This window comes from Bartonella kosoyi (assembly GCF_003606325.2).
Classification (GTDB): domain Bacteria; phylum Pseudomonadota; class Alphaproteobacteria; order Rhizobiales; family Rhizobiaceae; genus Bartonella; species Bartonella kosoyi.
Map to the genome: position 1 here is coordinate 1322299 of NZ_CP031843.2, position 14712 is coordinate 1337010.

The 14712-nt window shown below is 34.8% G+C and carries 11 protein-coding genes; 9 read left to right on the forward strand and 2 right to left on the reverse strand.

Annotation, left to right across the window (positions count from 1 at the left end; all coding sequences use genetic code 11):
- Positions 1-402: 402 nt before the first annotated feature.
- Entirely contained in the window at positions 403-1263 is an 861-nt protein-coding gene (locus D1093_RS05700; protein WP_120101255.1) for a 23S rRNA (adenine(2030)-N(6))-methyltransferase RlmJ, read from the reverse strand.
- A 1113-nt stretch (positions 1264-2376) separates the two neighbouring features.
- Between D1093_RS05700 and tatA the strand changes: the two genes are divergently transcribed.
- From tatA to D1093_RS05745, 9 genes are all read left to right on the forward strand, one after another.
- On the forward strand, positions 2377-2688 hold the full coding sequence (tatA, locus tag D1093_RS05705) for a twin-arginine translocase TatA/TatE family subunit (RefSeq protein ID WP_120101258.1): 312 nt from the start codon (positions 2377-2379) through the stop codon (positions 2686-2688).
- Positions 2689-2759: 71 nt separating this feature from the next.
- Positions 2760-3194, forward strand: a complete 435-nt coding sequence (locus D1093_RS05710; protein ID WP_120101259.1) for a twin-arginine translocase TatA/TatE family subunit — start codon at positions 2760-2762, stop codon at positions 3192-3194.
- Positions 3191-3973, forward strand: coding sequence for a twin-arginine translocase subunit TatC (tatC, locus tag D1093_RS05715; RefSeq protein ID WP_120101261.1), 783 nt, complete (start codon positions 3191-3193; stop codon positions 3971-3973). Before D1093_RS05710 ends, tatC begins: the two co-directional genes overlap by 4 nt.
- 77 nt (positions 3974-4050) lie before the next feature.
- Positions 4051-5328: a serine--tRNA ligase gene (gene serS, locus D1093_RS05720; protein ID WP_120101263.1), complete on the forward strand. Its 1278-nt coding sequence runs from the start codon at positions 4051-4053 to the stop codon at positions 5326-5328.
- A 135-nt stretch (positions 5329-5463) separates the two neighbouring features.
- Positions 5464-6123 carry a protein-L-isoaspartate(D-aspartate) O-methyltransferase gene (locus D1093_RS05725; RefSeq protein WP_120101265.1) on the forward strand — a complete coding sequence of 220 codons (660 nt, stop codon included), beginning with the start codon at positions 5464-5466 and terminating at the stop codon, positions 6121-6123.
- A 167-nt stretch (positions 6124-6290) separates the two neighbouring features.
- A complete protein-coding gene (locus tag D1093_RS05730) occupies positions 6291-7460 on the forward strand; it encodes a M23 family metallopeptidase (RefSeq protein WP_120101266.1) in 1170 nt (389 codons plus the stop codon).
- Positions 7461-8387: 927 nt separating this feature from the next.
- Positions 8388-8849, forward strand: a complete 462-nt coding sequence (gene yajC, locus D1093_RS05735) for a preprotein translocase subunit YajC (RefSeq protein WP_120101268.1) — start codon at positions 8388-8390, stop codon at positions 8847-8849.
- Between the two features lie 457 nt (positions 8850-9306).
- A complete protein-coding gene (locus D1093_RS05740; RefSeq protein WP_120101270.1) occupies positions 9307-9693 on the forward strand; it encodes an Mth938-like domain-containing protein in 387 nt (128 codons plus the stop codon).
- 855 nt (positions 9694-10548) lie between these two features.
- Entirely contained in the window at positions 10549-11409 is an 861-nt protein-coding gene (locus tag D1093_RS05745) for a phytoene/squalene synthase family protein (RefSeq protein WP_120101271.1), read from the forward strand.
- A 1381-nt stretch (positions 11410-12790) separates the two neighbouring features.
- Here the strand turns inward: D1093_RS05745 and D1093_RS05750 are convergent.
- Complete coding sequence (locus tag D1093_RS05750) at positions 12791-14680, reverse strand: peptidyl-prolyl cis-trans isomerase (RefSeq protein ID WP_120101273.1); 1890 nt, start codon at positions 14678-14680, stop codon at positions 12791-12793.
- Between the last annotated feature and the right edge of the window lie 32 nt (positions 14681-14712).

Here is a 14712-nt window from a genome sequence, read left to right on the forward strand (position 1 = left end):
ATCATTGTTGACATTGAATTAAACGCCTGAAAAACGTATGATTCTCTCATTTCAAATCTATACCACCATATTAAAAACCATGTCGCTTGCACGTTAAAAGTGGGGAGAGCCGAGTGGAGTGAAACTGTACAAGAAAAGACTGAAAATTCCTCTTGTGAACCGTCTCAAGTTCCAAGCGCTATCGCAACATTGAGGGCTGAAGAATGTATGAAGGTACCAACTTGCTCTTTATATAAGGCTTAAAGAGGTTAGTGCAATAGCTTTATTGTTCTATAATTCACGAAATCGTTATAAGCTTATCATTATTATATTATATGTTGATATTATCTAAAAAATAATAGAGGCTTGCCACCTTTGTATCTTACGAAAGGGTATTTTTTAGGGAAAACGTAAGAGCAAAGTCTAATTTAAATGTTCTTTTTGAAGCCACTTGTGCGTTATTTGAGCATTTTCATCTTGTCCAAGACAATTGATAAGAAAGGGACTGAGTTTTTTAATTTCGTTTTCCAAAAGGTAGGGAGGGTTGATAATAATCATTCCACTTCCATTCATTGTTGGTGAACTTGATTTTTTTCGGATACGCATTTCAAGCTGTAAAATTTTAGGAATCCCTGTTTTGTAAAGCGTATCAAGAAAACTTTCAATTTCTTTATCATGTTTAACAGGATACCATAAAGCATAGATTCCTGCAGAAAAACGGCGATAGGCTTTCATTAATCCCTCAATAAGGCGGGAAAATTCTCCAGTTTTTTCAAAGGGAGGGTCCACAAGGATAAACCCGCGTTTTTCTTTTGGTGGTAAATGAGCATTTAAGGAAAGCCAACCATCCAAATGCAGAACTTTTGTTTGATAATCGCCAGCAAAATTTTTTGCTAAAATATGATAATCTTCATTGTGCAATTCTATTGCGGTGAGGCGATCTTGTTTCCGTAATAATTGACGAATAAGAACAGGAGACCCAGGATAAAATACAATTTCTTTTTCCCCTTTATTGAGGGTATCAATGATATCACACCATGGATAAAGCAGAGCTCTCAAATCTTCAGGGATCGGCGTTGAAAAAATTCGTTGCACACCTTCGCGCCATTCTCCTGTTTTATGGGCTTCTAAAGAAGAGAGGTCATAAATACCAATACCAGCATGGGTATCTATAACGCGAAAAGCTTTTTCTTTACGTTTGAGATACTCTACAATACGCATGACAATAATGTGTTTAAAAACATCAGCAAAATTGCCAGCATGGTAAATATGCCGATAATTCATGGAAAAAACTCTATCATATGGATAACTGTATCGGGTTATTAGCATAGAATAATAGAATTGATATCTACAAAAATTTTCTTGTAGAAATTAAATAAGCCCCTCATCAAAAAATGATACACATAAAATATAAATATCACGGGAGCACTTATTTCATTAAAATTTTAAATCTTTTATATGAAAGTTGAACAAGAAGAGGGCAAACATTTCAATGGAAGCTCTTTATTGAATAAAGATGAAAGCGAGCATCGTCATATCCCTAATATTGCAACTTATTTGCTAGCGTCTTTGACACTTGAGCTGGTCTATAAAAGCCATTTTAATCATTTTGATCTCTCTATGCTAACCTTGTTTGTGATGTGCAAGTGAATGATTTTTATAAATGAATACATTTTACACGTTAATAAAACATATTTCCAGATATGATCACACGCACAAATGTTGCCTCATATGCATTTTGAGTGAGTGCATATTGCGGTATCACACTTAATATTTAGAAAAGTACGATGTCGCATCTTTAAAAATGTGACTGATTTATTGACGATGATCATTTCTCATATTGCTTATGAAAAATCGATAACAGGATTCCTGCAACACAAAGAATTATCAAAAATATTATTCGTAAGAGATGAATGTTGAGGAAACTTTAATGTTCAATGATGTGTCAAAGAAAGCAGTTTCAGAGAATATACTTTCGAAAAATTTTCAGATACATGTAAATTTTTTTTATAGAAGGTGATGATATTAGTCTCATGGGTAAAGTTGATTGCAAAGAGATATTTACAGTTTCATGGATGAAACCGTTTTTAAAAGGAAAGATATTGGATACAATCTTTGCAGGAAGATGAGTTGTCCAAAGGATCATATAAAGTTCCTTTAGAAAAGTTTTTAAGCCTTTCGGGCTTTGGAGAAAGTTGTTTATAATTTTTGAATAGTTTGATATCCTAAAAAGAGATGAGAGGATAAAAGTTCGTTTACACCGTTTACGTTAAAAAACGTGTGATTGCTTTTAAGTTAAGAAAAAAATATATAAGGAGGATATGATATTTGATATCTTCTTCAAAGAAAGCATGAATAAGTGAGATAGCATTTAAAAGCATAGAGTTAGAGAGAATAATGGGTAATATTTTTTCACCGACACATTTAATTATAATTTTATTGCTTATTTTATTGCTTTTCGGGCGTGGTAAAGTTTCTGAATTAATGGGCGATGTTGCTAAGGGAATTAAAGCTTTTAAAAAGAATATGAAGGAAGAAGAGGAGAGCATTGAGGATAAGGTTGAAATAACTGATACTTCTCAAGTAATTAGTGGAGAATCTCAACAATATCAGCCATTATCGGTAAAACATGTAGCAACACGCAGAAAGACTCCCTCTCACTCTAAAAGAGGAAAGGCATCTGTTGCTAAAAAACAGCGTGTCAAATAATAAACGTATTAAATAACAAAAACTTTATCATCATTGTGCATTATTTTTTATGAGGAAGTCGAGTATAAGCGATGTTTGGGATTGATGGACCAGAGCTTGTCGTGATCTTACTTGTTCTCATCATTGTCGTTGGACCGAAAGATTTACCTAAAATACTCAAGACAATCGCAAGGGTAAGAGCTTATATGCATTCAACAGCAAATGAACTTCGTCACCAGTTTGATGATGTAATAAAACAAATTGAGAGCGATGATTTGCAAAAAACATGTTCGGATATGAACGATTCAAGCGAGAAGTTGGCAGAAACTTTTGATCCCACTCAAAATACATTAGAGGATATCCACGATAATTGGGATGTTAAGACAACACACCATAAATCAAAAAAAGATAAAGAAATTTTGGAATGTGATCAAAAGGTAATCAAGAAAGATAGGACAGTCTCTCGTGCTTCTCATCACCTTGAAAGCATTTCTATTGCTTCTAAAGATAAAAAAGATGTCTCATGAATGTAAAAAAAGATGAAGTTGATGCCAATATGGCACCCCTTTTAGAACATTTCATTGAACTTCGTCAGCGAATTATTTGGGTTTTGGTTGCATTTATGATCGCTTTTATGATGTGTTTTCTTGTTAAAGATTATATCTTGAATTTTTTACTATGGCCGTATCAATGGGCAATGAAAATAGCAGGAGGGTATCCTGAGAATATTCGTTTGCAATCAACGCAGGTATGGGAAACTTTTTTAACAAAGATGAAACTTGCTGTTTTTGGAGGAATTATTTTATCTTTTCCCTATACAGCTTTTCAATTCTATAGTTTTATTGCACCAGGGCTTTATAAAAATGAGCGCAGGGCTTTTTTGCCTTTTCTCATTGGTGGTCCTATTTTATTTTGTATTGGAGGAGCGTTTGTTTATGCTCTATTGGCGCCCATAATACTATGGTTTAGCCTTTCTCAACAATTTCTTCCAGATGCTCAATTAAAGATAGAGTTTGTCGTGCGTATTTCTGATTATTTGGGCTTTATGACGTCGTTTATCCTCATTTTTGGTTTGATTTTTCAATTGCCTCTTGTCATCAGTCTTTTAACAAAAGTTAGACTTTTAACGTCCCATGATTTGGTGTCTAAACGAAAATGGGCTATTCTGCTCTCTTTTATTATTGCAGCAATGATAACGCCGTCGGATTTTTTTACGATGTTTGCAGTCGCTTTACCAACGATAGCGCTTTATGAGGTCTCAATTTTAATGGCTTATGGTATAGAAAAGAGAAGAAAATCCGCTTAAGAAAAGTGTATATTTTTATGCGATGAGAAATGAATAAAAACGATATAGAATAAAAACAATATAAATGAGGAATTTTAATGCTTGATATTAAGTGGATTCGCGAAAATCCTGAAGAATTAGATAAAGCGCTCGTAAGGAGAGGCCTTGAGCCACAAGCCGAAAGGTTAATACAACTTGATCTTGCACGCCGATCCCATGTTGCTAAGGTCCAATTGGCACAGGAACGTCGCAATGCGATTTCAAAGGAAATAGGACAAGCTTTAGCTACATCTGATCAGCAAATGGCTGAACGGCTTAGAGCTGAAGTTGAAGAGCTTAAAGTCTTTCTTTCTTCTGCAACAGGGGAAGAAAAAAAGCTGACGGAAAGTCTTGAAAAAATTCTTTCAGCACTTCCCAATATTCCATTGGATGATGTTCCAGAAGGTAAAGATGAAAGTGATAATGTCGTCATTCGACATTTTGGAACACCTCCAACCTTTAATTTTACACCAAAGGAGCATTTTGATCTTGGTCAAGATCTCAAGCAGATGAACTTTGAGCGCGCTAGTCGTTTGTCTGGAACACGTTTTACGGTGCTTTCAGGAGCGTTAGCACGGCTAGAACGAGCATTGGGACAATTTATGCTTGATGTGCATGTTAATGAGCATGGTTATACAGAAGTTTCTGTGCCTCTTCTTGTTCGTGATGAGATTGTTTACGGAGCAGCCCAATTGCCGAAGTTTGCTGAAGATCTCTTTCAGACAACAGATGGCCGATGGCTTATTTCCACAGCAGAAGTGCCATTAACGAACTTGGTCAACGATGAAATTCTTGAAATATCAGATTTGCCACTGCGATTTTCTTCTTTATCTCCCTGTTTTCGTTCAGAGGCGGGAGCTGCTGGTCGTGATACACGCGGTATGTTGCGTCAGCACCAATTTTGGAAGGTAGAAATGGTCTCGATTACCAGTGAAGAGCAGTCTCTCATTGAATTGGAACGTATGACAGAATGTGCAGAAGATATCTTAAAACGACTAGGTCTGCCTTTTCGCACAGTAGTTCTTTCTACGGGGGATATGGGGTTTGCAGCACGTAAAACTTATGACATTGAGGTTTGGCTTCCCGGCCAAGAATGTTATCGTGAAATTTCTAGTTGTTCTGTTTGTGGAGACTTTCAAGGTCGTCGTATGAACGCTCGCTATCGTAAAGAAGGCGATAAAAAATTGCATTTTATTCATAGTCTTAATGGTTCTGGTACGGCTGTTGGCCGTTGTCTTATTGCTGTGCTTGAAAATTATCAACAGGCTGATGGGTCAATTATTGTTCCAGATGTTTTACAACCCTATATGGGAGGCATGCGTTGTATTACTGCTTAATTTTGGGAAAGGAAAAACAATATGCGTTTATTGCAAAGAGGGAATACTATGCAAACGCAAGAGGTTTTGCCATTGTAAAAGAAGTAGTTTGTAGGGACAATAAAAATGCATCTCCATTAGAGAGTGAATAATACTATGGAGCAAAAGGGTATTTTGCAATTTCGTGAGGAGTTGGCTGCTCTTGTACTGAAAATGCGTAGCAAAGGCATTGATGACGTGCGATTTTTTTCGGCATTAGAGAAAATTCCACGTCAACAATTTGTTTCTGCTCCGTGGTTTAATAGTGCTTATGATAATAAAGTTATTCCTATAGAGTGTGGGGAATATATGGAACGTTTGGAAGAACAGCTCTTGATTCTTTCAGCACTATCATTGAAAAAAAAGCATCGTGTCTTAGAAATTGGTACAGGCACTGGCTTTTGTACTGCTCTTATGGCATGCTTAAGTGATCGTGTTACAACGGTTGATCGTTATAAAACGCTTGTTGATTTAGCACGCCAAAAATTCCAAAGTTTGGATATTGAAAATATTGTTATACGGCAGAGTGATGGAAGTCATAATGTGGCAGGTTTGGGATCATTTGATCGCATTCTTATTTGGCCATCACGTTTTGATGAACCCAAGGAATTTTTAGAACTTTTAGCTGAGAATGGAATTCTCATTCAGGCGATAGGACCTGATGAAGGGGTACAAACGGTGACGCGCTATACAAAAATTGGGAGTCGATTTGAGTGTCTAGAACTGTTTCAAGTGCGTTATCAACCTTTTATTAAAGGTATTGCGGAGAGACTTTAATTTTTAAAGTTTAAGAAAGAGCGCAAATTATTTCACTTTTTATTTTCCATTAAATTCATTTTGATCTTAATTAAAGATATTTATGAATAAAGCATCACATTTTAACCCTTCGGTAATTTAAAAAAGCTTTAATGGAGTAAGTTGAGTATTGATGAGTGAGCAAAACGATGTGTTTAAAAGCTTTGGATAATATTTTCCGGCATAATTTTCAGAGAATAACTTTTTTAGCGGTGGTAACGATTGTTGCTGGTTGTAGTTCTGGTTCACAACGTTTTTCCAATATTGTCTCTCATCATAGGGTATCATCTCAATCAAATATAGCGAACTCTATGTCTACAGATCCGGGAATGTTATCGTATGGCGGAGAAATGATACAAAGTACTGAATTGCCCCCTGTAGAACCAAGTGATGATTCGTGGATTGATGATAATTCTCCACAGCAAGATAGGGGAGCTCCTTCTAATGGTCGTATTATGGGGGCTCCTCCACGTAACCTTGGAACACTTTCCCGTTCACAAATGGATAGCTCTCCTATTTTTAGGCAGAACTCTTATATTGTCCAGAGTGGAGATACACTCCTAAGTATTGCACGACAAGTAGGGGTTAGTGTTGAGGCGTTAAAATCAGCAAATGGTATAAACAGCAATTCCATTTATATTGGTCAGGTTCTTGTGCTTCCAAGCAGACGTGCATTAGCAACTTCAAAAGTGCCCAGTTATAACGATTGGGCAGTGTCAAAAGCAGAATCTTCATTCCAATCTCAAATGACGTCTTCTACAAAGCATAAGAAAGCTTCACCTATATATAAAGCTCCTGTAACAACGCCACTTTCTACACAGGTGAACAGATCAAATTCTGAAAAAAATTCTTCTCAACAGACGATGCAATTGAACCATGAATCTGATTTATCAAGTACCGTTACACGTACAGATAATATTAAGACGCCGCAAGCCACAGGGATTTCTAAGATGCGTTGGCCGGTACGAGGGCGTTTATTAAGCCAGTTTGGTCAAAAAAAAGGAACCATAATGAATCGAGGAATAGATATTGCTGTACCTGAAGGATCATCGGTAAAGGCAGCGGAAAATGGTGTCGTTATTTACGCGGGAGATGGATTAAAAGAGCTGGGTAATGTTGTTATGATTCGACATGAAAATAATATTATCACTATTTATGGATGTAATAGTCAGCTTGTTGTTAATAAAGGCCAAAGAATAAGACGCGGTGATGAGATTGCGAAGTCGGGTGTTTCAGGAAATGTTAAAACGCCACGTGTTTATTTTGAGATGCGTAAAAATTCGTTACCAGTTGATCCTCTTAAATATTTAGAAAACTAAGGGGATTGATGACATTAAATTTAAATAATCTTATAATTTATAGAAATTTAATGAAAACAATTTATCTTCTTAAATCAATAGCACTCATAAGAACCGTTTAAATTTTCTAAAGCTTCTACTTTCGGTGCTAATTCTGTAATAACATGATATTTCCGTTCAATTTGCTCTTGTAGATGATTCAAGATACTAAGCAATGTTTGAGGAGTCGAATAATCAATCTGTTATGTTACTTCTTTTTTCAAAGCCGATCTCATTTGATAAAGTATTGACGTGTTTCATGGATTTATCATTACGCTCGATCATCGAAAGATATTAGCACATGTCTAACGTGATAAGTCAGCAAAAAGTCATTGGTTTAGAAGAGCAGTTTGTTTGGGGCATTAGAGATTATCATCTTTATGTTTATGAAGCATAAGACAAAGAGCATCATACGATTTGTTAACACAAAACGCTTGCAATACTCTTGCATTTGAGGAGCTTGAGAAGAGATATTTGACTTCTTATCATAAAGGTTTTTTATCTTTATGTTCATTTCACAGGCGTGATGGGCAAGAAAATTATTTTGGTGAATTCAAAGAGTTTGAAATGAGAGCGTTTTTTTGGTATTGAGCTCTATCATTCGACATTAGAAAATAATGAATTATCTCTCTAAATTAAAGTTTTTCCATTAGAAAAATTGTTTTATCTCATTTATTGAGTAAGAGAAAAGGATTCTAGTGTAGGATTATAAGAGAGAAAAATAAATCTGTTTTTTAAATTTTTTCTTATTGTATTCTGTCTCTTAAGGATTTATTGCATTTTCATAAAGCTGAGATTACATTATATCATTATCACTTTTTATAATAAATTCTTTAGGAATTTTTTCTGAATCGGAGTTTTATTTTAAGAGAGTGGGAAATACCTGAAGTTTAACTATAGGAGATAAAAATGTCTATTACGAACGCTTATGCTCAAAGTGCAGGCGATGTTTCCAGTGGAATTTCATTTGTTAACGCTATCCCATTCATTTTAATTTTTGCAATTATGTATTTTTTTGCCATTCGCCCACAGCGCGCCCAAATGAAAAAACGGCAGGAGATGCTTAATGCAGTACGTCGTGGTGATACAGTTATAACAGGTGGTGGTATTATCGGCAAGGTTACGAAGGTTCACGACGAGAGTGGAGAACTAGAGGTTGAAATTGGTGAGAATATGAATATTCGTGTTGTTCGTTCAACATTAGCGGATGTCCGTGTTAAAGGTCAGCCGATTGCAGAAAAAAAATCAAAACTTAATGCTAAAACGAAAACGCTACAAAAGTCTAAGTCTAAAAAGACTGTGAGAGAAAATGTGAGTATCTCTAAAGAGGAAAAAACTTTATCAAAAGAAAATAAGGAAAATGCATCTTAAAGTGTAAGTGCAATTTATACCATTTTGAAAGTATTTTTATAAAAAATATCGAAATATAAAGACAATTTCATTAGGAGGAATGTTTTTTATAGTCACGACAGAAAGTGGTGTCTTTGTTTTCTGTAGGCGATTAAAACGGTTGCTTTATTTATAGGATATTACGACAAGTTTTCCTGTCTTTTAAACAATTCACTCATTTCCATCAAAGAGAAGTTTCTTATCTTTGTGGTAACTAATCAGAAAAATTTTTAAAAGCTAGGTAAGTATAGCATTTAATCGCAGTTTATGGCTAAATTTTCATATATTTGTTGTATGATCCGATCAAAATTTTATAGTAAAATCTCTACCTCAATATTCTGAAGGGCTAGGGTTAACATATCACTATTTGTATTGCCGTTAACTTTTATGGTGAGAAGTAAAAGATAAGAGGGTTTTTAAAAATAAAAGGTGCTTATTTATGTCCGATGCCATTCAAATTCGTGAAGCACATTTTCCGAGTCGTGCGCCTATTGATGCTTATGGAAATGGTGGATTTCGTTTTGCTGATATGTCACATAGAGGTTCTATTATTTGTGTCCCATCAGGAATTTATGGCATTGATATGGCTGAGCCTATTCCCACTCAAGGGGATCTATCTCGTGTTTTAGAAGAGGAAAATGAGATTGAAGTTTTATTAATAGGGACTGGAACTGAATTATTACGATTGCCTGAAGAGTTACGGGTTCTTTTATGGGAAAAGCGTATTTCATCAGATACAATGAGTACAGGAGCAGCGGTGCGTACATTTAATGTTTTATTGGCTGAAGATCGCGCTGTTGCGGCATTATTATTTGCGGTAGAGTAAAGCATTGTTTAATAAAATAAATGCCCTTGTCTAGCATAGAGGACAAAGGCAATTATTTTTCTATACCGTAAAATACCGTCGTCGTTTAAGGCGGTGATATAAGGAACGTAAAATATACATAACTTCATACATTAAGTGTATTTTTAATACAGCAGCTATTCAGAGCAGGCCTAGCTTATAGGGCCTAGTATATCACATAAGTGATAAGCCTTTGGCACTTGAGGTGATTTATAAGCAGGATTTTTTTTTAAAAACATCTACACATCCGCTTTGTGTGTCACGTGAAAGGGAATAGGTTTGAAGTGAAAGAATGATATGATCTTAGGGTTTCTAATTCAACAGGCAAAACGATAAAGTATTATTATCAACTAATTCCTTATGAGCGATAGCAACTTATCAAAAACAATTGGATTTTTGCCAGACTGGTGCGGAGAGAAATCTTTGCTTCTTAGAAAAGAGAAGAGGTCAATCATTTGATGAAGTTTTTATAATCAGTTATTTTCTATAAAAGTGTATTGTCATCTATTCAGTTAAAAAGAGTTTTGCGTTGTCTTTTGTCATAAGTTTCATTACGCATGTTACGGTTCATTTTTAGCTGTTTTTATGACAAATGAAAGTTTCAGCTTATAAGATAAATTTTATCAAAAAAATGATTAATTTAATTTTTAATTTTAAAAAATTTCCTTTGGGAAAAGAAAAGTGACTAGAAAAGAAACCTTCATTCATCATGCATTAAAAGACACATTTAAAAATCTTATTCTCTGAGCCGTATTTCCTTATCTCTCATTTTTTAATATGAATAAAAAGAGAATATTAATTGAATGGCTAAAAAAGGGACGTTAATAGGTTCATAGAATGATAAGTTCTCTTCCTTATTGTCTTGATATTTTACGTACCATAGATCGTGATCGCTATATATCGGTTTTATTTGCACCTAAAAAAAAGCGCAAAGCGTTGGCTGCTCTCTATGCATTTAATGCTGAGATTTCTCGTATTCGCGAAAGTGTTCATAATCCTCTCATCGGAGAAATACGATTACGCTGGTGGTATGATTCTATCGCGCATAGTGAAATGCAAGCGAGTGGAAGTCATCCAATTTTGAATGATTTATTGACAGCAATGACTCTTTTTAATTTACCTAAGACAGCTTTTTTGCGGTATTGTGATGCACAAATTTTAGATCTTTATCACAACCCACTAGAAACCCTTCATGATCTCGAGCATTATTGTTGTGAGACAGCAAGTATAATTTTACAGCTTTCTTGTCAGATATTAGATCCTGATGCCACACAAGATTTTACAGATACCTATAAACATGGAGGAATTGCTCAAGGACTAAGTGGTGTATTACGCCTTTTATCTTTCATGCAATCACGCTATCACTATTATTTACCTACTGATATGTTGCAGGCTGTAGGGGTGAATAGGAAGGATTTGGATTCTCATCGTCTCAGTGATCAACAAAAGAACCGTATTGTAGAAGCTATGGTCGCATTATCACGCGATCATTATAGCAAATTTTACGCGTCTTCTCTTGCTATACCTAGAGCTCTTAAACCAGCTTTTCTTCCATTGGTCATTATACCGGCTTCTCTTCAAAAGGCTCTACAGCTGAGAGCTACTATTTTTCAAGAAAGTGCAACTTTGTCATTGATACATCGCTATTGGTTGATAACAAGAGCAGCACTAAGCGGTCATTTTCCAAAGATATTATAAAAGAATATGACGACATTAGAATTAAGCTGATTTTTTCATATTGAAGATAAAAAGAGATACTGTAATATCAAACCATTTCCTTGTTATAAAAAACGTTGATGTAATTCTTTCTATGAACGCAAAAGAATAAGAAATTTTAAGACCTTGAAAATACAATGTATTGGATGGCTTGAGAGGCACAAGCCGGCACCATTGTTACATCGGCGTCCAGCTCCCAATATTGCGACAGCCCTTGGAATTCTTCATAAGAGGTATGTTGTTTCTTTAATGTTTATTATCCAAACGCTCATTCCGTTTGTAATGTGTAAGTGAGAGGTTTTGATTGATTCAACATGGAATGAGTTCAGAATAAAAGAATCCTATGGTATTTAGGATTTTTATTCAATATAAATAATACTATATTATTATTATAAATCAATATATTATACAAAAATATAAGATAAAGCCTAATAGATTGGTTCATTTGATAAATAATTTTCGTATTGGGGACTCTAAATGTATTGGTCGTATTTTATTTTCAAATGAAATATAATTTCTCTTTTATTACGAGAGAAATTACTTTAGCCGCCTATTAAGGCTATAGAAAAACGCTCATTTTTGAAAAATTAAAGTTATGAATCTGTAATTGATGATTGCTATGATATATAAAAATATTAATTTATCATGAGAGTTTATTTTTTCCATATCATAGTTCGGTGTGTCAATGAAAATCATTGAAGGAAGAAGCAATAGGTTCCTTATGAATGAATATTAAGAGTAGAAATATGACAAGCTGTAAATGTAATGACAAGAAGCATGACATTTATAGCTGAATTAACGACACCCCTTACAACCTTTGATAAGATATTGATTTATAATGATAATCTAGCGTTATTCATATTGAATGAGAGTCCTGAATAACCTAAGATTGTCTCATTTTAAATCAGTTTATATTGCTTCAATCAAAACCACTCATTTGCACATAGTAAGTGGGATGAGTGTGTGGATCAAATTTGCATAAGAAAGGATTAAAAAATGGCTCTTATGAACCGTTATGAATGATAACTGCTTTTCATTTTATTTAAATGACACATGCGTTATAATATTTACATCATAATTTGCTTTTTATACTCTATTCATACGTGATAATCTTATATAAAAAATGGTCAAATGAATCACGTATAAAAGCGTGGATTCTTAAGTGGATTCATATTAAATGATTTCACTCAACATATTGACTTTATTGATTTTTTTATATCATATCAAATAAACCTTTGTATAGATAATATTTCTAAATGTGTTGAAAAAAACAGACACTACATATCCATCACCTATTTTCTCGCAAATCCATAAATTCGCTGACTTGCGAGAGCGTTAATTGTAATGCCGTTCTTAACCCTTTTTATTGGAGAGTATTAAAGATCTGATTATAATTTTTGCTATTAATTTCCGAAGGATGTTCTTGATTGGCAATTTGTAGGATTTCTAGCTTAAGATCTTCTCTTATCATCATATCTATATTAGCCCGAACCTCAGGTGAAAGAGTATGAGGCGTGATATCTTTAGGCATCGTTACAGATTTTATTTGATAAACGATACGGTTTGTTGCAACCGGACCTTTTATGATGCCATAATGACCTTGGGGACCAGAAAATAACGTTTTAATCCCTTCAACACCAAGAACTTCAGAGGGATCTTGACGCCGGAGAAGGGGCGTTGTTTGTTTTGTAACACCAAGTGTTCGAGCAAGGGCAACCAGACTTTTCCCTTCCATAAGCTGTTTGAGAGCATTTTGGGCTTTTTCATCGAGAAGGCGTTGGATCTCCTCATTTTTCCATTGAGAAAGAACATCTATCTTAGCTTCTTCTAGTGTTTTATTGCGGGCTGGAATAATTTTATCGACTTTATACCAGAGATATTCACCATTTTGAAAAGAGAGAGGATCAAGATCGACGCCTTCATTTGATTGATAGATAGCATTTAGTAAAGTATCTTTTTGAGGCAAATCCGTGAGGACTGTACCTTCAAGCGTTTTGCCTGTTTTATCAAGGGTAATTGTGCGCAGAGTTAATTTGTACTGGTCTGCAAGCTCTTTAAAAGAAGCGCCTTCAAAACGAGCATTTTCAATGGATACATAATTGCTCCGGATCTCATCAGCAGCACGATTTTTAGCAAGTGTTTGACGAATATTTTCTTCTACACTTTCAAAAGGAAGAGAGCTTGAAGGTTCAATATGTGTGACGCGAACGAGAACAGGTCCCTGTAAATCATTTATTACAGGACTGATTTGTCCTTGTGGGAGTCCAAAAATTTCAGATGCAAGATGATTAGGAAGTTCATTTTCTGTAAGAGGCCCTTTTTTTATATCATTAAGAGTCTTTTTTTCAGTTTTTACCAGTTCATCAAAACTCAATCCATCGGCTATTTTTTTTGCTGCCTTATCGGCTTCTTCGCGTGTGGGGAATCGTAGTTCTTCGAATGTGCGCTTTTCAGGCGTTACAAAACGTGAAGCATTTTGGGTATAGTAGGCTTTAGCCTCATCTGTTGAGATATCTTTAGGTTTTACGAAATTATTAAGTTCCATAGATAGCAAAGAGACAGTACGGTATTCTGGAGTGCGAAATTCACTTTGATGTGTTTCAAACCATTTTTGTAGTGTTTCGTGATCAGGGTCAGCAATTGTTTGCTTTTCTTTTAGATCAATAATGAGATAATCAGCACTCCGCATTTCTCCTTGATAAAGAGCAAGTGCTTTATAAAAGAGATTGGGTGCTTTCATATTAGAGAGTAAAGCTGCAATAAGTTGGTTACGCTTTTCTTGTTTGGTATAATAATTAAGAAAAGCACTTTCACTGATCCGTAAATGCTGAAGATAGTTATAAAATAAATTTTTATCAAATGTACCATTTATTTGGAACATCTTATCAGAACCAATCGTATGAGCGATGGTATCTTTTGAAAGATTTATTTTCATTTTACGGGTTTGTTCATCCAGAAGTACATTTTGTTGTAATTGATTAAACACAAAAGCGGGAATTTGATATTGCTGCATTTCATTTGGTGTAAACATCCGTCCAAGATGAGCAGCCTGTGCTAAACGTACGCTTTGATCGGCAAGTGCGAGACGATAATCATCGATCGTTACGATGGAATTTCCAGAAGTAATAAGATCTCTTTCGCTTTTTGTGTGTAACTGTGGTATCCCCCATAAAAGAATGAAGCATAAGAGTAAAATAGCAAGGAAAACTCTGAAAATCCAAGAATTTGTAGCACTTCTTATGACGTCAAGCATTGTTCAATTCCATTTTAAACATAAGTTATTAT